Here is an 18,814-nt window from a genome sequence, read left to right on the forward strand (position 1 = left end):
GCAACCGGCGGGCCCGCCCAGCGGTCGTAACAGGGGAGGAAGAGTGGGCACAATTGTCCTGGCACACCGCCGTCCCCAGGGGCCGGGGGGACGGCCGGTTTTCCAGGGCCCGGGGCGACACAAGGGGAGGCAGGACAACGGTGGCTGATGGCACCAAGGAGGTTGTCGGCACGTCCGTGGCGGACGACGAGGCGGCACCGGCCGGCGCGGCCGGGGACACCCCGGCCGAGGGACCGGCGGCGGAGAGCCCCGCCGAGGCCACCGCCCCGCTGTCGGCCGCCGAGATCGCCGCCGAACTCACCAGCCGGAAGGCCGCCCCCGCCGCCGCGGAGCCCGCGGAGCCCGCGGAGCCCGCGGCGGACCCCGCCGACGAGGCCGCCGACCCCGAGCCGGCCGAGGAGGCACCGGACCAGGACGCACCGGCCGGGGACCCGCCCGTCGAGGACGAGGACTTCGACCCGGCCGCCACCCTGGACCAGCCGACCGGCGAACTCCCGCTGCTCCGCCCCGCACCCGACCGGCACAGCGGCGACCGGATCGCCGACCGCTACCGGCTCGAGGAGTGCATCACCCAGTCCGAGTTCTTCAGCAGCTGGCGCGCGGTGGACGAGAAGCTTCGCCGCGCGGTCGGCGTGCACCTGCTCGCCGCCGGGCACCAGCGCGCCCGCGGGGTGCTGGCGGCCGCCAAGTCCGCCGCCCTGCTCGGCGACCCGCGGTTCGTCCAGGTCCTCGACGCGGTCCAGGAGGGCGACCACGTCTACGTCATCCGGGAGTGGCTGCCCGGCGCCGCCGACCTGGCCCAACTGCTCGCCGACGGACCGCTGGAGCCGTACGACGCGTACCAGATGGCCCGTCAGGTCACCGAGGCGATCGCCGCCGCCCACCGGCGCGGCCAGGCCCACCTGCGGCTCACCCCGAGGTGCGTGCTGCGCACCGAGAGCGGGCAGTACCGGATCAACGGCATCGCGGTCGACGCGGCCCTGCGCGGGCTGCCGGACGACGACGCCGCGCTCACCGACACCCGCGCGATCGGCGCCCTGCTGTACGCCGCGCTGACCCACCGCTGGCCCTTCCCCGAGGACCGGTACGACCTGCAGGGGCTGCCCAAGAACCTCGGCTGCGTACCGCCGGACCAGGTCAGGGCGGGCGTGCACAAGGGCCTGTCGGAGATCGCCGCCCGGGCGCTGTGCGAGCACCCGCCGCACCACCAGGACCCGATCACCACGCCGGAGGACCTGGCCAAGGCGCTGGCCCTGATGCCGAAGATCCGCCAGCCCGAGCTGCCGCCGCCGACCTTCGCCCCGCCGCCGCCCCGCCCGCAGCCGCAGCACCCCGCCCGCCCGCAGCAGACCGGGCCGGCCGCGGAGCCGCCCACGTTGGTGACCACCGGGCCCCGTCGGCCCGGGCCGAGCCGCCCCCGGCTGCGCCGCCTGGTCCGGGTGACCGCCTCGGTGGTCGCGCTGGCGGCCATCGGCGTCGCCTCCTGGCAGCTGGTCAGCATCCTCAACAAGCAGACCGACAAGGGCGTCGACGGCCACCAGCCGACCCCGAGCGAGAGCAGCACCGCCACCCCGGCCGCGCCTCCCGGCAAGGCCGTCCCGATCGCCGGGGCGCTGTCCTTCAACGCCCTGGGCGACCAGCCGGAGCACAAGGACGAGACCCAGCTGGCCTACGACGGCAACCCCGCCACCAGCTGGCAGACCGCCGGCTACTACCAGGACCTCGGCGGCGCCTACAAGGCCGGCACCGGCCTGCTGGTCGACCTCGGCTCGGTGCAGCAGGTCGGCTCGGTCCAGGTCCAGCTGGTGGGCAGCACCAAGATCGAGCTCCGGGCCGCCCCGGAGGGCACCACCGCCGCCCCCGCGGTCAGCAAGGCGGGCCTGGACTCGTTCGGCTCGGCCGTCGCGGCCGAGACCGGCAGCACGGTCGAGCTGAAGCCCGGGAAGCCACTGAGCACCCGTTACCTCTTGCTCTGGCTGACCGGTGTCCCCAAGGATGTCTCCGACGAGCAGTACCGCGGCAAGATCGCCGAGGTGAAGGTCACCGGCTGACCGGGAGGGGGTGGCGATGACCGAGCAGATCCCGGACGCCACCCTGCTGGCCCGGCACGCCGCCGGGGACCCGGACGCCTTCGGCGTCCTGGTGCACCGGCACCGGGACCGCCTCTGGGCGGTCGCCCTGCGCACCCTGGGCGACCGCGAGGAGGCCGCCGACGCCCTCCAGGACGCCCTGGTGTCCGCCTTCCGGGCCGCCCACACCTTCCAGGGCCGCTCGGCCGTCACCACCTGGCTGCACCGGATCGTGGTCAACGCCTGCCTGGACCAGGCCCGTCGCGCCGCCAGCCGCCCCGCCACCCCGCTCGACCCGGAGCAGCACCGGCTGGACGCCCTGCTCGGCAGTGCCGAGGCGACCGAGACGCTGGTGGTCCGGGCCGAGCTCCGGCGCGAGGTGGGCGCCGCACTGGCCGCCCTGCCGGTGGAGCAGCGGGCCGCCCTGGTGCTGGTCGACATGCAGGGCTACGGCGTCGCCGAGGCGGCCGAGATGCTCTGCGTGCCGGTCGGCACCGTGAAGAGCCGCTGCGCCCGGGGACGGGCCAGGCTGCTGCCGCTGGTCCGGCACCTGCGCACCGTTTCACGTGAAACAGTGCCGGACGACCCCGGCCCGGCCGACGGTGTTTCACGTGAAACGGTGTCGGGGAACCAGGACGGCCCGGGTTCCGTCCCACCACCGCAACTCCCCGGCCAGGCCCTGAGAGGAGACGTGACACCACGATGACCCCCTCATGGCCCGAGACCGGCCACCCCGACATCGACCTGCTGGCCGACCTGGCCGAGGACCTCGCCGACCCGGCCGGGCTGCCGCTGCTGCAGGCGCACCTGGCCGACTGCGCGGAGTGCACCGACACCTTCACCGCACTGGCCGAGGTGCGCGAGCTGCTCGGCTCGGCCGGGGACGAGCTCCCGCCGCTGCCCGCCGACGTGGCCGACCGGATCGACGCCGCCCTGGCGGCCGAGGCGGCCGCCCCGGTCACCCCCGCCGCCGCGCCGACCACCCCCGTGCCGCTGACCCGCCGTCAGGACGGGCGCACCCACCGGGCCCGCCGCCGGGCCCGGGCCCTGCTGGCGGCCGCAGCCTGCCTCGCCGTGCTCGGCCTGGGCGGCACCCTGCTGGCCCAGCAGCACGGCGCCACCGGCGTGGCCGACACCGCGGCCGCCGGAAAGGCCGCTCAGGCCAGCCCGGCCGGCACCGGGGAGACCGCTCCCGGGGGTACCGGCACCGTCTTCACCGAGGCTGCACTGGCCGGGCAGATCCAGCAGGTGGTGCAGCGCTCCCCCGCTACGGCGTCCGGCCAGTCCTCCCCGACCGCCCCGCCGTCGAAGGAGCCCCCGCTGCTCGGCCCCGGCACCGGGAGCGAGGAGAACTCCGCTCCCCCGCGCAGCTCGCCCTGCCCGGCCGTCGGCACCGGCACACCGGTCGCCACCGCCCCCGGCAGCTTCGGCCCGGACCGGGTCACCGCGCTGGTCTTCCCGCTCGGCCAGGACCGGCTGGACGTCTACCTGGTCACCGCCGACTGCCGGGTGCTGCTGCACCGCACCGTCCCCAACGGCTGACCCGGGCCGCCGCGGACCGGTCCGGGCGTCCCACCGGAGCGCCCACTCTGCGGGCGCCTGCTGCACGTGCCCCTGGGAATGAGCGACACTGGTGAATCGTTGTCCCGGGCGGCGGAGCAGGACCGCCCTCCCCGCAAACGCGGGTCGCGATGCGAACCAGGAGATGCAGTGAGCGACGTCCGTAACGTGATCATCATCGGCTCAGGCCCGGCCGGCTACACCGCTGCCCTCTACACCGCCCGAGCCTCCCTCAAGCCACTGGTCTTCGAGGGTGCCGTCACCGCCGGTGGCGCGCTGATGAACACCACCGAGGTCGAGAACTTCCCCGGCTTCCGCGACGGCATCATGGGCCCCGAGCTGATGGACAACATGCGCGGCCAGGCGGAGCGCTTCGGCGCCGAGTTGGTCCCGGACGACATCGTCTCGGTCGACCTCACCGGTGACATCAAGACCGTCACCGACTCCGAGGGCACCGTGCACCGGGCCCGCGCCGTGATCGTCACCACCGGCTCCCAGCACCGCAAGCTCGACCTGCCGAACGAGGACCGGCTCTCCGGCCGCGGCGTCTCCTGGTGCGCGACCTGCGACGGCTTCTTCTTCCGGGACCAGGACATCGCGGTGGTCGGCGGCGGTGACACCGCACTGGAGGAGGCGACCTTCCTCTCCCGCTTCGCCAAGTCCGTCACGATCATCCACCGCCGGGACAGCCTGCGCGCCTCCAAGGCGATGCAGGAGCGGGCCTTCGCCGACCCGAAGATCGGCTTCGCCTGGGACAGCGCCGTCGAGGCGATCCACGGCGACCCGAAGCTGACCGGCGTCACCCTGCGGGACACCACCACCGGCGAGACCCGCGAGCTGCCGGTCACCGGCCTGTTCATCGCGATCGGCCACGACCCGCGCACCGAGCTGTTCAAGGGCCAGCTGGAGCTGGACGCCGAGGGCTACCTCAAGGTCGAGGCCCCCTCCACCCGCACCAGCATCCCCGGCGTCTTCGGCGCCGGCGACGTGGTCGACCACACCTACCGCCAGGCGATCACCGCCTCCGGCACCGGCTGCTCCGCCGCCCTGGACGCGGAGCGCTACCTGGCCGCGCTGGACGACCTGGAGAGCCGGGCCGCGGCCGTCGCGGTCTGACCCTCCCGCTGCACCGCTCCTGCTCCACCGCTCACCGGTTTCACGTGAAACCGGTGAGCGCCGCAAGAAACAGAACGGCCCCCGCCGTTGTTCTTCTCAGCACCACCTCGTTCTGACCCTTAGGAGCTCCCGTGGCCGGCGCCACCATCACCGTGACCGACGCGACCTTCGACGCAGAGGTTCTCAAGAGCGACAAGCCCGTCCTGGTCGACTTCTGGGCCACCTGGTGCGGCCCGTGCCGTCAGGTCGCCCCGATCCTGGAGGAGATCGCGACCGAGCACAGCGACAAGCTGACCGTCGCCAAGCTCGACGTCGACGCCAACCAGGGCACTGCGGCCCAGTACGGCGTGATCTCCATCCCGACGCTGAACGTGTACCAGAACGGCGAGCTGGTGAAGAGCATCACCGGTGCCCGCCCGAAGGCCGCACTGCTGCGCGAGCTGGCCGAGTACATCTAGTCGTCACCCCCGACGCACGAGCGCACGAGAGCGGGCCCCCGGAGATCCGGGGGCCCGCTCTCGTGCTGTCCGCCTGCTCCGCCTGCCGCTCCGACGGAACGGCGTCAGAACGGCCGCAGCGCCGGCTCCTTCCGCGGCCCGCCCCTGGCCCCGCCGAGCAGCCGCTCCAGGGCCACCTCCACGTCGCCCTTCCAGGACAGCGTGGTGCGCGCCTCCAGCCGCAGCCGGGGGTACCGGTGGTGCGGCCGCACCGTCTTGAAGCCGACCGCCCGCAGATGGTCCGCCGGGAGCAGGCAGCTGGGAACCTCCCGGCCCGCCGCGCCGAACGCCTCGATCGCCTTGAAGCCCCGGGCGACCACGTCCTTCACCACCGTCTGCACCAGCACCCGGCCGATCCCCTGCCGCTGGTACCCGGGCAGCACCCGGCTCACCATCAGCTGCACCGCGTCCGGTGAGACCGGACTGGTCGGGAAGGCCGAGGAGCGCGGCACGTACGCGGGCGGTGCGTAGAGCACGTAGCCCACCGGCAGGTCGTCGACGTACACCACCCGGCCGCAGGAGCCCCACTCCAGCAGCACCGCGGAGATCCACCCCTCCTTCTCCAGTTCCGGCTTGCCGTTCTCCTCGGCCGCCCTGGCACTCACCGGATCCAGCTCCCAGAAGACGCAGGACCGGCAGGGCAGCGGGAGATCCGCCAGGTTGTCCAAGGTCAGCGGAGCGATCCTGCGCCCCATGACTCATCCCTCCTCCGCGGCCCCCCGACGGACCGTCACCACGAGCCGCTCCTCCCCGGAACAGCTTCTCCCCGAACGGCAATGGGTGCATGTTTCACGTGAAACATGCACCCATCGGAACGACCCGCGACTCAGCTCCCGGACAGCCGGAGTCCTTCGTCACCGGGCGCCAGGCTGTCCAGAATCCGGTTCAGGTCCTCGACCGAGGCGAACTCCAGCACCACCTTGCCCTTGCCGAGCTTCCCGTTGCGCTGCGAGACCTCCACCTTGACCCGGGTCTCGAACCGGTCCGAGAGCCGGGTGGAGAGCTCGTTGAAGGCCGGCGACAGCAGCCGTCCCGCCTTCGGTCCGGCCGCCCGCTGCGGCTTCTCGTCCCGGTCCATCACCGCGACCACCTCCTCGGTGGTCCGCACCGAGAGCCCCTCCGCGATGATCCGCCGGGCCAGCTGGTCCTGCCGCTCGGCGTCCGGCACCCCGAGCAGCGCCCGGGCGTGACCCGCCGTCAGCACCCCGGCGGCCACCCGGCGCTGGACGGTCGGCGAGAGCTTCAGCAGCCGCAGGGTGTTGGAGACGTGCGAGCGCGAGCGGCCGATCCGGTCGGCCAGCTCGTCGTGGGTGCAGGAGAAGTCCTGCAGCAGCTGGTCGTAGGCGGCCGCCTCCTCCAGCGGGTTGAGCTCGGCCCGGTGCAGGTTCTCCAGCAGCGCGTCCAGCAGCAGCTTGTCGTCGTCGGTGGCCCGGACGATCGCCGGGATGAGGTCGAGACCGGCCTCCCGGGACGCCCGCCAGCGCCGCTCGCCCATGATCAGCTCGAACCGGTCCGCACCGGTCTGGCGGACCACCACCGGCTGGAGCAGGCCCACCTCCTTGATCGAGGCAACCAGCTCGGCCAGCTTGTCCTGGTCGAACACCTCGCGCGGCTGGCGCGGGTTCGGCGTGATCGAGTCCAGCGGCAGCTCGGCGAACCGGGCCCCCTCCACCGGCGCGAGCGCCTCCTCCAGCACGCCCCGCCGGGGCAGACCCGACTGGTCCCGGGCCAGCTCGGCCGCGACCTTGGCCGCCACCGTGCCCCGGTCCGTCGGCAGCACCGGCACCGCGGCCGGGGAGACCGCACCGACCGTCTGCGCCGGAGCGGCCGTGGCCGTCCCGGTCGCCGACGTCGCCGCCGGAATCAGTGCCCCGAGCCCGCGTCCCAGGCCCCTGCGCCCACCACTCACCGGTTGTCCTCCATCGTGCTGCCGTGCTGTGCCATCGGGGCCGCGGCGCTGCGCTGCTGCCCCACCGAGGCGGGGGCGGGGATGCCGTCCGCCGCCAACCCCGCTGCCCGCAGGGCGAGTTCACGCCCCGCCTCCAGGTAGGAGAGCGCCCCGGTGGAACCCGGGTCGTAGGTCAGCACGGTCTGCCCGTAGCTCGGCGCCTCGGAGATCCGGACCGAGCGCGGGATGGCCGTGCTCAGCACCTGCTCGGCGAAGTGCGTCCTGACCTCCTCGGCCACCTGGGCGGCCAGCCTGGTCCGGGCGTCGTACATGGTGAGCAGGATGGTGGAGACGTGCAGCGTCGGGTTCAGGTGCGCGCGCACCAGCTCCACGTTGCGCAGCAGCTGGCCGAGGCCCTCCAGCGCGTAGTACTCGCACTGGATCGGGATCAGCACCTCCTGGCCGGCCACCATGGCGTTGACCGTCAGCAGCCCGAGCGAGGGCGGACAGTCGATCAGGATGTAGTCCAGCGGCTGCTCGTACGCGGCGATCGCCCGCTGCAGCCGGCTCTCCCGGGCCACCAGCGAGACCAGCTCGATCTCGGCGCCGGCCAGGTCGATGGTGGCGGGCACGCAGAACAGGCCCTCCACGTCCCGGACCGGCTGCACCACGTCGGCCAGCGGCTTGCCCTCGACCAGCACGTCGTAGATCGACGGCACCTCGGCGTGGTGGTCGATGCCGAGCGCGGTGGAGGCGTTCCCCTGGGGGTCGAGGTCGACCACCAGGACGCGCAGTCCGTGCATGGCCAGTGCGGCGGCCAGGTTGACGGTGGTGGTGGTCTTCCCCACCCCGCCCTTCTGGTTGGCCACCACGATCACCCGGGTCGAGGCGGGCCGGGGCAGGCCCTCACCCGCCCGTCCGGCAGCCGCCACCGCGGCCATGGCGGCCCGTGCGATGGGTGTGTCATCGACCTGGTCGATGGTCTCCGAGTCCTGCATGGGGGTCAGTGTTTCACGTGAAACCGGAGCGGCAACAGTCACCGCCCGGCTGCGGCCGAGGATTCCGGAAAGCAGGGAGCGACGTTTCACGTGAAACACGATGCCCGCATTGTCGGAAATCTGACGGTGCGACACTCCGACCGCCCCGGACGCACCGGAGCGGGCACCCGTCCGGGTACCCGCTCCGTCCTCCCACTGGACCACTCAGCCGCAGCTCAGGGGCACCGCTGCGGTCAGCGCCGCCGCCGCCCGGCCGCCCGGCCCGCCTCGGCGGGCTTGGTGCCGCGGCCGGCCCGGGCCGCCTTGGCCCGCCTGGTCGCCGCCTTCACCCCGCCGGGGCTCTCCCCCACCTCCACCCGGATCACCCGGGTCGAGGTCTCCAGACTGCCCTCGCCGACGGCGAGCACGGACCACTTCACCGCGCCCAGCTTGGTCAGCGCCGACCGGGTGTCGGCCAGCTCCTGCTCGGCACTGTCGCCCTTGAGCGCCAGCATCTGCCCGTACGGCCGGAGCAGCGGGAGGCCCCAGCCCGCCAACCGGTCCAGCGGAGCCACCGCGCGGGCGGTCACGATGTCCACCGCGAGCTTGCCGATCATCTCCTCGGCCCGGCCGCGCAGCACGGTGACGTTCTCCAGCCCGAGCTCACGGACCACCTCCTCCAGGAAGGTGGTCCGGCGCAGCAGCGGCTCCAGCAGGGTCACCGAGACGTCCGGGCGGGCCAGCGCCACCGGGATGCCGGGCAGCCCGGCGCCCGAACCGACGTCGCAGAGCGAGGCGTCCGGCGGCAGCAGCTCGGCCAGCACCGCGCAGTTCAGCACGTGCCGGTCCCAGAGCCGGGGCACCTCCCGCGGACCGATCAGACCGCGCTGCACCCCCGCCGTGGCCAGCAGCTCGGTGTAGCGCACGGCCATCGGGTAGCGGTCCCCGAAGATCTCCCGGGCCACCGCCGGGGCCTCCGACGGGCCCTGCGGCCTGCCCTCCTCGGGGGTGCCCTCGGTCTCCACGCCGTCCGTGTCCATCTCTGCCTCTCCGCTCACCGTCTCGCCAGCCCACGCTCGCAACCACTGTGTCACGCAGGAGCCGTTTCACGTGAAACAGCGCACTCATGACGCTCACTCAGCCCGTTCGTCCGACGGGCCGGAGAGGACGACGACCCCGCACGCACGAGGCGGGCGGGGTCGTCGGACCGATCTGCTGCGGCGCGTCAGCGCGGCAGCACGACCACGCAGCGCTGGGGCTCCTCGCCCTCGGACTCACTGCTCAGGCCCGCCGCGGCCACCGCGTCGTGGACCACCTTGCGCTCGAACGGCGTCATCGGGCGGAGCTTGACCTGCTCGCCGGTGGACTTCGCCTGCTCGGCCGCCTTGGCGCCCAGCTCCGCCAGTTCCGCCCGCTTGCGCGCCCGGAACCCCGCGATGTCCAGCATGAGGCGGCTGCGCTCGCCGGTCTCCCGGTGCACGGCCAGCCGGGTCAACTCCTGCAGCGCCTCCAGCACCTCGCCGTCCTGGCCGACCAGCCGCTGCAGGGAGCGGTCGTTGCCCTCACCGACGATGGACACCAGGGCCCGGTCGCCCTCGACGTCCATGTCGATGTCGCCGTCCAGGTCCGCGATGTCGAGCAGACCCTCCAGGTAGTCGGCCGCGATGTCGCCCTCCTGCTCCAGGCGAGCGTCGAGGGTGTCGGCGGACGAGGTCTCGGCGGCGGCGGTGGTGCCTTCCGTCACTGGTGGACTCCTTCTGGAATGGGCCCTCGGGTGGGGCCGAGAACGAAGATCAGTGGCCGTTACGGCCGGGAACGGGGCCGGTCAGGACTTCTTCTTCGGCCGCTGGCCGCCCTGCGGCCCGCCCCGCTTCGGCTGCTGCCGCTGCCCGCTCCTGGCGGCGGCGGGCTTGGCCGCGGCCGGCTTCGCATCGGCCGGGCCGGACTTCGCCGGTTCCGCCTTCTCCAGGCTCGGCCCGGTCTCCTCGGCCTCGACCTCGGCCGTCGCCGACCCGGCCGCGCCCTGCTGGCGCTGGGACTTGGTCAGCTTCTTCGGCTGCTGCCGGCGGACCTGCACCGCCTCCTGGACCGCCTGCTCGGCGGACGCCGTCGAGCTCTTGCCGCCACCGGAGACCAGGGCCAGCAGACCGGCCTTCTTGATCGAACCGTCCGGGTTCAGCCGGCCGGCCTTCTTCAGCCGGGTCTGCCGCTCGTCCCAGGCCTTGCTGCCCGGCGTCGGGTTGTTGCGGATGACGATCAGCTGCTGGCCCATCGACCAGACGTTGGTGGTCAGCCAGTAGATCAGCACACCGACCGGGAAGTTGACGCCCATCACGGCGAACATGATCGGGAAGACGTACATCAGCATCTTCTGCTGCTGCATGAACGGCGTCTTGACCGTGAGGTCCATGTTCTTCGTCATCAGCTGGCGCTGGGTGATGAACTGCGACAGCGACATCAGGACGATCATGATGCCGGTGACGATCTGGACGTTCAGGTCGCTGCCCCAGAACTTCGCCGACAGCGGGGCACCGAAGATGTGCGCCTGCTGGGCACTGGCGAGCAGCGTGGGGTTGATGACGCCGATGGTCTTGTCGGCCGCGACCGAGGCGAGCACACCGTAGAGCGCGGTGAAGAACGGCGCCTGCACGAGGATGGGAAGGCAGCTGGAGAACGGGTTGGTACCCGCCTCCTTGTACAGCTTCATCATCTCTTCGGACTGGCGCTGCTTGTCGTTCTTGTAGCGCTCCTGGATGGCCTTCATCTTCGGCTGGATCGCCTGCATGGCCCGGGTCGCCTTGATCTGCTTCACGAAGAGCGGGATCAGGCAGATCCGGATCACGACCACCATCGAGGCGATGGCGAGACCCCAGGCCCAGCCGCCGTCCGGATCGAAGACGTGGCTGTACAGCGAGTGGAACTGGACGATGATCCAGGACACCGCTGTGTAGAGGGGGTTCAGGAACGAGAAGGTCACCGGTCAGGCTCCTTGGACATCGGGCTCGGCCACCGGCTCAGGCCCGGCGGTTCCACTCTTCGGGCTCAGCAGGTCGCGCAGCCGACGGTGCCAGACCGGGTGCTTGCGCGGCGGTACATGGTCGACCCCTCCGGGCGACCACGGATTGCAGCGCAGGATGCGCCAGGCGGTCAGTCCACTGCCCTTGATCGCGCCGTGGCTGCGTACCGCCTCGTACCCGTAGTGCGAACACGAGGGGTAGTAACGGCAGACCGGGCCGAGCAAGGGACTGATGGTCCACTGGTAGAGCCTGATCAGCCCCATCAGCAGGTACTTCATCGCCCTGCTCCCGTCGGCGCGCTGCCGGTCGGCTCGGACCGGAGCAGCCGTCGTAGCGCTGCGTCCAGGTCCTGCTCGAGTTCGAGGTACGTGGCCGCCCCTGCGGGGGGCAGTGCTCGCACCACGATCAGGCTACCTTCGGGCAGCCTGGACAGACGGTCACGGACCAGGTGGCGCAGACGACGCTTCACCAGATTGCGCACGACCGCCGGACCGACGGCCTTGCTCACGACGAAACCCGCACGCGCCGAAGGAAGCCCCTCGGCGACGTGCGGGCGGGAGTCGCTGTTCCGGTCGACCGGCCCCTGTGGCTGTCCGTCTCTGTTGAGATGGACGACCAGCAGGGGCCGACCGGCCCGGCGACCGCGTTTCACCGCGGTCGCGAAGTCCTGGCGCCGCCGCAGCCGATTCTCGGAGGGCAGCACTGCAGTCCCTTAGATGCGAATCAGGCGGAGATGTTGGTACGGCCCTTGGCGCGGCGGGTCGCCAGGATGGCGCGGCCGGCGCGGGTACGCATCCGCAGCCGGAAGCCGTGGGTCTTCGCGCGACGACGGTTGTTCGGCTGGAAGGTGCGCTTGCTCACTCGGGGGCTCCTGGGGTGAATCGTAGGATGACGGGGAATCGCTTGGCCGTCACCGTGCGTCCGCGTGATCTCCCCTGGATGGGAAATCCGGCCTCAACATCCCAGGTCGGCTGGGGGTTGAGGTAATCCACGGCGCCCGTGCTGCGCGCCTTATGGATGCGGGCGGACCCGCGGACATGCGGCAGCGGCCATCGACAACTCGACCTGGTTACGGTACGCGCGGCGAGGGCAAGGGGTCAAACCGGGTGCTTGTCACCGGTCCGCCGGAACCCCCCTCGGCAGCTGTCCGATCATGATAGAGGCCAAGTGCCGCAAGGCTGTCACCGACACCGCCCGGCCCGACCCGATCATCGGGCCGCCCTGCCCACAGCCTGTGGACAACAACTTGAATCAGCCCAGTCGGCTGACTACCGTTGCAGGACTTGTCGGGTTTGTTCGTCTGGATCGGACCGGTACCCGAGTCCTTTGAGACCCCCGCTCCGGGGAACGAGAAAGCGTGCACCAGTGGCTGATGTCAACAGCGATCTCGTCGCAGTCTGGGCGAGGGTCGTCGAGCGGCTGGTCAACGACCCGGACGTCGGGGACAGCGACAAGATGTGGCTGCGGCGCACCCAGCCGATGTGGATGATGCACGACACCGCGCTGCTGGCGGCCCCGAACGAGCGGGCCAAGCAGGTGCTGGAGGGCCGGCTGCTGCCGCCGCTCACCGAGGAGCTGAGCCGGGGCTTCGGCCGGCCGGTCCGGATCGCCGTGATGGTCGACGCCAACGCCGTGCCGCCGCCCGCTCCGCAGGGCCCGTCCGAGCAGGGCCCCGAGCAGGCCCCGGTCGAGGAGTGGCCGCCCCGGCCGCAGTACCGCGACGAGCCGGCCGGGTACGACGGCCGCCCGACCGAGCCCGGCCGCTGGGCCGATCGCGGCCAGGACCGCGGGCAGGACGGCTACCAGCCGCAGCAGGACAGCTACCAGGCGCCGGAGGAGTACTCCCGCCCCTACGAGGCACCGTCCGAGCAGGGCTACGAGCGCGGCCGGTACGACACCGCCGGCTACCAGCAGCGCCCCGCCCCGTACGGGGGCGGCGGCGGCGAGCAGCAGCAGTCCTGGTCGGCCGAGTCGGCCGGGCCGGAGAACCGCGGCTGGGACTCCGGCTACCCCGGCCGGGAGTCCGGTCAGGACGACCTCTTCGGCGGCGCCTACAGCGCGCCGGCGCAGGGCGCCCCGGTCCGCCGCAACCCGCCCAGGCCGCCGCTCGGCCAGCCCGAGCAGGGCTCCCAACTCCCGGACGTGCGACCGCAGTCGGGCCCGCCCGGCCGGGGCGGCATGTCCGAGCGGGGTGGCGGCATGCCCGAGCGCACGCCGAGCCCCGGGGTGCCCGCACCGCCCGGCGCCCCGCCGGCCGGCGGCAGCTCGCGCAAGGACGAGCCGGCCGCCCGGCTGAACCCCAAGTACCTGTTCGACACCTTCGTGATCGGCGCCTCCAACCGGTTCGCGCACGCCGCCGCGGTGGCCGTGGCCGAGGCCCCGGCGAAGGCGTACAACCCGCTCTTCATCTACGGCGAGTCCGGGCTGGGCAAGACCCACCTGCTGCACGCCATCGGGCACTACTCGCGCAGCCTGTTCCCGGGCACCCGGGTCCGGTACGTGAGCTCGGAGGAGTTCACCAACGAGTTCATCAACTCGATCCGGGACGGGAAGGCGGACGCCTTCCGCAAGCGGTACCGGGACATGGACATCCTGCTGGTCGACGACGTGCAGTTCCTGGCGTCCAAGGAGTCGACCCAGGAGGAGTTCTTCCACACCTTCAACACCCTGCACAACGCCAACAAGCAGATCGTGCTCTCCTCGGACCGGCCGCCCAAGCAGCTGATCACGCTGGAGGACCGGCTCCGGAACCGGTTCGAGTGGGGGCTGATCACCGACGTCACCCCGCCGGAGCTGGAGACCCGGATCGCGATCCTGCGGAAGAAGGCGATCCAGGAGCAACTCAACGCTCCCGCCGACGTGTTGGAGTTCATCGCGTCCCGGATCACCCGGAACATCCGGGAGCTGGAGGGCGCCCTGATCCGGGTCACCGCCTTCGCCAACCTGAACCGGGCGCCGGTGGACCTGGAGCTGGCCGGGATCGTCCTGAAGGACCTGATCCCCGGCGGCGACGAGGACGCGGGTCCGGAGATCACCGCGCAGGTGATCATGCAGCAGACCGCCGCCTACTTCGGCCTCGGTGTGGAGGACCTCTGCGGCTCCTCCCGCAGCCGGGTGCTGGTGACGGCCCGCCAGATCGCGATGTACCTCTGCCGGGAGCTCACCGACCTGTCGCTGCCGAAGATCGGCGCACAGTTCGGCGGCCGGGACCACACCACGGTGATGCACGCGGACCGGAAGATCCGCTCGCTGATGGCCGAGCGCCGCTCGATCTACAACCAGGTCACCGAGCTCACCAACCGCATCAAGAGCTGAGCCCGGGGCGGTACCGGGCGACTGAAGGGGAGTCAGCAGGCGCTGGCTCCCCTTTCGCGCACCCGCGGCCGGTACGGCCCGGAGGGCCCCGTCCTGCGCCCGTCCGGCGCCGGTCCTGCGCCCGTCCGGTCCCCGGGCAGCGGCCGTACGGGGGTAGCGGTGGCAATCGGAGGTGTGGAGCGGTGCCGGGCCGGGCAGTAATCCACCGACTGACGCTCCGCCAGGCCGGCTGCCACGCCGAACAACTGACCAGCTATTCGAACAAGTCAGAGCCGGGGAGCCGCAATCCACAGGATCGGGTGGTTTTTCCCCGTCCACAGCCTGAGCAGCCCGAAGTTATCCAGAATTCCTCCACAGGCCGGCCGCCGCTACGCTCTTCGACGCAGGTCAGGCCCCTGTGTACTTGTGCACAACAGTTATCCACAGGATGTGGACAGTTGACGGACCGCCAGAGGGCCAAATGGGTTATCCACCGCTTGTCCCCAGGACCAGGGCAGTTATCCCCAGGTTCTCCACAGCGACGTCCACAGTTCGACAACATTGGCGGCCCGTTCACCGGGCGGTGTGAAAGGCGTCACGTGATGTTGACCGGGCCCCGTGGATAACCGGTCCATGATCTGGGGACGGACCTGGGGATAACCTGTGGATACTCAGAGTGCCCTGTGGGTAACGCTCGGTCGTCCACAGCAGGGCCTGGTTGTCCACACTCCGGGTCCACAGGACCTGTGGACAGAAAACCGGGTCTGACCTGCGAAAACAAGGTTATCCACGGTATCCACAGGCCCTACTACTACCACTACACCTATAGACCCCTGAACATGCTTAATCGTGGGGTGGGCCGAAATCTGTGGACAACCGGATCGCGACATCTGTTCGGGTTGCTGCCGCCCGTGTGCCCCGACTGACGGTGGAGTACGTCAGACTGTTCTCCGGCAACCGGAGCCGAGGGGCTGAGCCCAGCGGGTCCGGTCAGCCAGACGATCAAGACGCTGACAACAGCAGGACCCAGGAGGCGGTTACCGGTGAAGTTCCGGGTGGAGCGTGACGTCCTCGCGGAGGCGGTGGCCTGGGCTGCCCGCAGCCTCCCGGCGCGGCCGCCGGTGCCGGTGCTGGCCGGCCTGCTGCTGACGGCCCAGGAGGGCAGCCTGGCCCTCTCCGGCTTCGACTACGAGGTCTCGGCCCGGGTCGAGCTGGCGGCCGAGGTCGAGGAGGCGGGCACGGTGCTGGTCTCCGGCCGCCTGCTCAACGACATCTCCCGCAACCTGCCGAACCGGCCGGTGGAGATCTCCACCGACGGCATGCGGGTCACCGTGGTCTGCGGCTCCTCGCGGTTCACACTCCCCACCCTCCCTGTGGACGAGTACCCGTCGCTGCCGCAGATGCCCACCGCGACCGGCACCGTCTCCGGCGAGGTCTTCGCCTCCGCCGTCAGCCAGGCCGCCGTCGCGGCCGGCCGGGACGACACCCTGCCGGTGCTCACCGGTGTCCGGGTGGAGATCGAGGGCGACAAGATCACCCTGGCCGCCACCGACCGCTACCGCTTTGCGGTCCGCGAGCTGATGTGGAAGCCGGAGCAGGCCGACATCTCGGCCGTCGCGCTGGTGCCCGCCAAGACCCTCCAGGACATCGCCAAGTCGCTCGGCAGCGGCGACACGGTCTCCATCGCGCTCGCCTCCGGCGGTGCCGGTGAGGGCCTGATCGGCTTCGAGGGCGCCGGCCGCCGCACCACCACCCGGCTGCTGGAGGGCGAGTTCCCGAAGTTCCGCAGCCTGTTCCCGACCGAGTTCAGCGCGGTCGCCGCGATCCAGACCCAGCCGTTCCTGGAGGCGCTCAAGCGCGTCTCGCTGGTGGCCGAGCGGAACACGCCGGTCCGGCTGAGCTTCGAGCAGGGCGTGCTCACCCTGGAGGCGGGCTCCGGCGACGACGCCCAGGCCACCGAGCGGGTCGAGGCCGACCTCGAAGGTGACGACATCTCGATCGCCTTCAACCCGGGTTACCTGGAGGAGGGCCTCAAGGCCATCGACTCCGCGTACGCCCAGCTGAGCTTCACCACCTCCACCAAGCCGGCCCTGCTCAGCGGCCGCCCGGCGGTGGACGCCGAGGCGGACGAGGCGTACCAGTACCTGATCATGCCGGTCCGCCTCTCCGGCTGATCCGGTCTCCACAGGCTGTGGACGGCCTCCCCCGACCGGCCGCGGTCAGGGGAGGCCGCGCTGGTTCCCGGCGTAGGCTCAGCCTGTGCGGCAACGGCGCCGCCGTCAGGCACGTCACCACAGGTAAGGACTTGTCATGGAGCTCGGCCTCATCGGTCTCGGCAAGATGGGCGGCAACATGCGCGAGCGCATCCGCCGCGCAGGGCACACCGTCATCGGCTTCGACCGCAACCCGGAACTCGCCGACGTGGACAGCCTCGAGGAGCTCGTCAACAAGCTCCAGGCGCCGCGCGTGGTCTGGGTGATGGTCCCGGCCGGCGGCCCGACCCAGGACACCGTGGACCAGCTGGCCGAGCTGCTCTCCCCCGGTGACGTCGTGGTCGACGGCGGCAACTCGCGCTGGACCGACGACGTCAAGCACGCCGAGACGCTCGCGGAGAAGGGCATCGGCTTCGTCGACTGCGGCGTCTCCGGCGGTGTCTGGGGCCTGGAGAACGGCTACGCGCTGATGTACGGCGGCGACGCCGCCGACGTCGCGAAGGTGCAGCCGATCTTCGAGGCGCTCAAGCCCGAGGGCGAGTTCGGCGGCGTGCACGCGGGCAAGGTCGGCGCCGGCCACTTCGCCAAGATGGTCCACAACGGCATCGAGTACGCGATGATGCAGGCGTTCGCCGAGGGCTGGGAGCTCCTGGAGGCGGCCCCCGAGGTCACCGACGTGCGCGAGGTCTTCCGCAGCTGGCAGGAGGGCACGGTCATCCGCTCCTGGCTGCTCGACCTGGCCGTCCGCGCGCTGGACGACGACGAGCACCTGGCCAAGCTCAAGGGCTGGGCCGCCGACTCGGGCGAGGGCCGCTGGACGGTCGAGGCCGCGATCGACCACGCGGTGCCGCTGCCCGCGATCACCGCCTCGCTGTTCGCCCGCTTCGCGTCGCGTCAGGACGACTCCCCGCAGATGAAGATGATCGCCGCGCTCCGCAACCAGTTCGGCGGCCACGCGGTCGAGTCCAAGTAACTCCCCAGAAGGCGAGCGCAGTTCACACCCATGCATGTCGCGCATCTGTCGCTCGCCGACTTCCGTTCGTACGCCGGGGTCGAGGTCGCCCTCGATCCCGGCGTGACGGCCTTCGTGGGCCCGAACGGGCAGGGCAAGACCAATCTGGTCGAGGCGGTGGGCTACGTCGCCACCCTCGGCAGCCACCGGGTGGCCACCGACGCCCCGCTGATCCGGCTCGGCGCCGAGCGGGCGGTGGTCCGCACCAGCATCCTGCGGGACGCCCGGTCGACCCTGGTCGAGCTGGAGATCACCGCGGGCAAGGCCAACCGGGCCCGGATCAACCGCTCCGACAACGTCCGGCCCCGGGACGTGCTGGGCCTGCTCCGCACCGTGCTGTTCGCCCCCGAGGACCTCGCCCTGGTCAAGGGCGACCCGGGTGAGCGCCGCCGCTTCCTGGACGAGCTGCTGACCGCCCGCGCGCCCCGGCTGGCCGGGGTCAGGTCCGACTACGAGCGGGTGCTCAAGCAGCGGAACGCCCTGCTGAAGACCGCCGCGGCGGCCCGCCGGGGCGGCGGCGGCAAGGGCGCCGACCTCTCCACACTGGAGATCTGGGACGGTCATCTGGCCCGCGCCGGTGCCGAGTTGACGGCTTTTCGGCTGCAACTGGTGGCCGCCCTGCAGCCCTTGGTGGCGCAGGCGTACGAGCAGCTGGCGCCCGGCGGCGGGGAGACCGTGCTGGAGTACCGCAGCTCCTTCGAGGGCGCGCTGCCGACCAGCCGGGACGAGGCCGAACAGCAGCTGCTGGCGGCCCTGCTGGCGGCCCGTCCGCAGGAGGTGGCCCGCGGCCTGACCCTGGTCGGCCCGCACCGGGACGAGCTCGGGCTCCGGCTGGGCCCGCTGCCGGCCAAGGGGTACGCCAGCCACGGCGAGTCCTGGTCGTACGCGCTGGCGCTGCGGCTGGCCTCGTACGAGCTGCTGAAGGCGGACGGCGGCGAGCCGGTGCTGATCCTGGACGACGTCTTCGCCGAGCTGGACGCCCGCCGCCGGGACCGGCTGGCCGAACTGGTGGCCGGGGCCGAGCAGGTGCTGGTCACCGCAGCCGTTCCGGAGGACGTGCCGAAGGCGCTCGCCGGCGTCCGCTACGCGGTGGCGGACGGAACAGTGACCCGACTGGACCCGTAGCCGTACTCTGGGAACTTCATCCACAGCCTGGGGAAAAGGGAGTGCC

At 71.8% G+C, this 18,814-nt stretch carries 18 protein-coding genes; 9 read left to right on the forward strand and 9 right to left on the reverse strand.

Features of this window, described 5'->3' with window-relative positions; translation table 11 throughout:
* The first annotated feature begins 140 nt into the window (after window positions 1–140).
* The 5 genes from ABT118_RS00135 to trxA all read left to right on the forward strand — a co-directional run bounded on the left by ABT118_RS00135 (window position 141) and on the right by trxA (window position 5,203).
* Window positions 141–2,051 (forward strand): protein kinase family protein, encoded by a 1,911-nt coding sequence (locus ABT118_RS00135; protein WP_350643863.1) that lies wholly within the window; start codon window positions 141–143, stop codon window positions 2,049–2,051.
* A 16-nt stretch (window positions 2,052–2,067) separates the two neighbouring features.
* Window positions 2,068–2,775: an RNA polymerase sigma factor SigM gene (gene sigM, locus ABT118_RS00140; protein ID WP_350643864.1), complete on the forward strand. Its 708-nt coding sequence runs from the start codon at window positions 2,068–2,070 to the stop codon at window positions 2,773–2,775.
* Window positions 2,772–3,611, forward strand: coding sequence for an anti-sigma factor family protein (locus ABT118_RS00145; RefSeq protein WP_350643865.1), 840 nt, complete (start codon window positions 2,772–2,774; stop codon window positions 3,609–3,611). Before sigM ends, ABT118_RS00145 begins: the two co-directional genes overlap by 4 nt.
* Window positions 3,612–3,779: 168 nt before the next feature.
* Complete coding sequence (gene trxB, locus ABT118_RS00150) at window positions 3,780–4,745, forward strand: thioredoxin-disulfide reductase (RefSeq protein WP_350643866.1); 966 nt, start codon at window positions 3,780–3,782, stop codon at window positions 4,743–4,745.
* A 131-nt stretch (window positions 4,746–4,876) separates the two neighbouring features.
* Window positions 4,877–5,203 carry a thioredoxin gene (trxA, locus tag ABT118_RS00155; RefSeq protein ID WP_350643867.1) on the forward strand — a complete coding sequence of 109 codons (327 nt, stop codon included), beginning with the start codon at window positions 4,877–4,879 and terminating at the stop codon, window positions 5,201–5,203.
* A gap of 104 nt (window positions 5,204–5,307) precedes the next feature.
* On the opposite strand, the gene ABT118_RS00160 is transcribed toward trxA, so the two are convergent.
* The 9 genes from ABT118_RS00160 to rpmH form a co-directional block, all read right to left on the reverse strand.
* Complete coding sequence (locus ABT118_RS00160) at window positions 5,308–5,937, reverse strand: GNAT family N-acetyltransferase (RefSeq protein WP_350643868.1); 630 nt, start codon at window positions 5,935–5,937, stop codon at window positions 5,308–5,310.
* 131 nt (window positions 5,938–6,068) lie between these two features.
* Window positions 6,069–7,151 (reverse strand): ParB/RepB/Spo0J family partition protein, encoded by a 1,083-nt coding sequence (locus ABT118_RS00165; RefSeq protein WP_350643869.1) that lies wholly within the window; start codon window positions 7,149–7,151, stop codon window positions 6,069–6,071.
* Window positions 7,148–8,203, reverse strand: coding sequence for a ParA family protein (locus ABT118_RS00170; RefSeq protein ID WP_502884473.1), 1,056 nt, complete (start codon window positions 8,201–8,203; stop codon window positions 7,148–7,150). Before ABT118_RS00170 ends, ABT118_RS00165 begins: the two co-directional genes overlap by 4 nt.
* Before the next feature lie 158 nt (window positions 8,204–8,361).
* Window positions 8,362–9,147 carry a 16S rRNA (guanine(527)-N(7))-methyltransferase RsmG gene (gene rsmG / locus ABT118_RS00175; protein ID WP_350643872.1) on the reverse strand — a complete coding sequence of 262 codons (786 nt, stop codon included), beginning with the start codon at window positions 9,145–9,147 and terminating at the stop codon, window positions 8,362–8,364.
* 185 nt (window positions 9,148–9,332) lie between these two features.
* Window positions 9,333–9,851: a Jag family protein gene (locus tag ABT118_RS00180; RefSeq protein WP_350643873.1), complete on the reverse strand. Its 519-nt coding sequence runs from the start codon at window positions 9,849–9,851 to the stop codon at window positions 9,333–9,335.
* Window positions 9,852–9,932: 81 nt separating this feature from the next.
* Window positions 9,933–11,084 (reverse strand): membrane protein insertase YidC, encoded by a 1,152-nt coding sequence (gene yidC, locus ABT118_RS00185; RefSeq protein WP_350643874.1) that lies wholly within the window; start codon window positions 11,082–11,084, stop codon window positions 9,933–9,935.
* 3 nt (window positions 11,085–11,087) lie between these two features.
* Window positions 11,088–11,402, reverse strand: a complete 315-nt coding sequence (yidD, locus tag ABT118_RS00190; RefSeq protein ID WP_350643875.1) for a membrane protein insertion efficiency factor YidD — start codon at window positions 11,400–11,402, stop codon at window positions 11,088–11,090.
* The gene (gene rnpA / locus ABT118_RS00195) at window positions 11,399–11,827 is read right to left on the reverse strand and encodes a ribonuclease P protein component (protein WP_350643876.1); all 429 of its coding nucleotides are present in this window, start codon (window positions 11,825–11,827) and stop codon (window positions 11,399–11,401) included. Before rnpA ends, yidD begins: the two co-directional genes overlap by 4 nt.
* Before the next feature lie 20 nt (window positions 11,828–11,847).
* Entirely contained in the window at window positions 11,848–11,985 is a 138-nt protein-coding gene (rpmH, locus tag ABT118_RS00200; protein ID WP_035799375.1) for a 50S ribosomal protein L34, read from the reverse strand.
* Window positions 11,986–12,489: 504 nt separating this feature from the next.
* Here rpmH and dnaA point away from each other — a divergent pair.
* The 4 genes from dnaA (at window position 12,490) to recF (ending at window position 18,768) form a co-directional block, all read left to right on the forward strand.
* Window positions 12,490–14,439, forward strand: a complete 1,950-nt coding sequence (gene dnaA, locus ABT118_RS00205) for a chromosomal replication initiator protein DnaA (RefSeq protein ID WP_350643877.1) — start codon at window positions 12,490–12,492, stop codon at window positions 14,437–14,439.
* Window positions 14,440–15,461: 1,022 nt separating this feature from the next.
* Window positions 15,462–16,592: a DNA polymerase III subunit beta gene (gene dnaN, locus ABT118_RS00210; protein WP_350643878.1), complete on the forward strand. Its 1,131-nt coding sequence runs from the start codon at window positions 15,462–15,464 to the stop codon at window positions 16,590–16,592.
* A gap of 136 nt (window positions 16,593–16,728) precedes the next feature.
* Window positions 16,729–17,604 carry a phosphogluconate dehydrogenase (NAD(+)-dependent, decarboxylating) gene (gene gnd, locus ABT118_RS00215; protein ID WP_350643879.1) on the forward strand — a complete coding sequence of 292 codons (876 nt, stop codon included), beginning with the start codon at window positions 16,729–16,731 and terminating at the stop codon, window positions 17,602–17,604.
* A gap of 30 nt (window positions 17,605–17,634) precedes the next feature.
* Window positions 17,635–18,768, forward strand: a complete 1,134-nt coding sequence (recF, locus tag ABT118_RS00220) for a DNA replication/repair protein RecF (protein WP_350643880.1) — start codon at window positions 17,635–17,637, stop codon at window positions 18,766–18,768.
* Window positions 18,769–18,814 lie beyond the last annotated feature (46 nt).

The sequence above is a fragment of the Kitasatospora sp. NPDC002040 genome (genome assembly GCF_040296785.1).
Taxonomy (GTDB): Bacteria; Actinomycetota; Actinomycetes; order Streptomycetales; family Streptomycetaceae; genus Kitasatospora.

Excerpts from the sequence above, each read along its gene's own strand:
- sigM (WP_350643864.1), top strand. The coding sequence starts at position 2,068 with ATGACCGAGCAGATCCCGGACGCCACCCTGCTGGCCCGGCACGCCGCC.
- ABT118_RS00145 (WP_350643865.1), top strand. The coding sequence starts at position 2,772 with ATGACCCCCTCATGGCCCGAGACCGGCCACCCCGACATCGACCTGCTG.
- ABT118_RS00160 (WP_350643868.1), bottom strand. The coding sequence starts at position 5,937 with ATGGGGCGCAGGATCGCTCCGCTGACCTTGGACAACCTGGCGGATCTC.
- rsmG (WP_350643872.1), bottom strand. The coding sequence starts at position 9,147 with ATGGACACGGACGGCGTGGAGACCGAGGGCACCCCCGAGGAGGGCAGG.
- yidD (WP_350643875.1), bottom strand. The coding sequence starts at position 11,402 with ATGAAGTACCTGCTGATGGGGCTGATCAGGCTCTACCAGTGGACCATC.
- gnd (WP_350643879.1), top strand. The coding sequence starts at position 16,729 with ATGGAGCTCGGCCTCATCGGTCTCGGCAAGATGGGCGGCAACATGCGC.
- recF (WP_350643880.1), top strand. The coding sequence starts at position 17,635 with ATGCATGTCGCGCATCTGTCGCTCGCCGACTTCCGTTCGTACGCCGGG.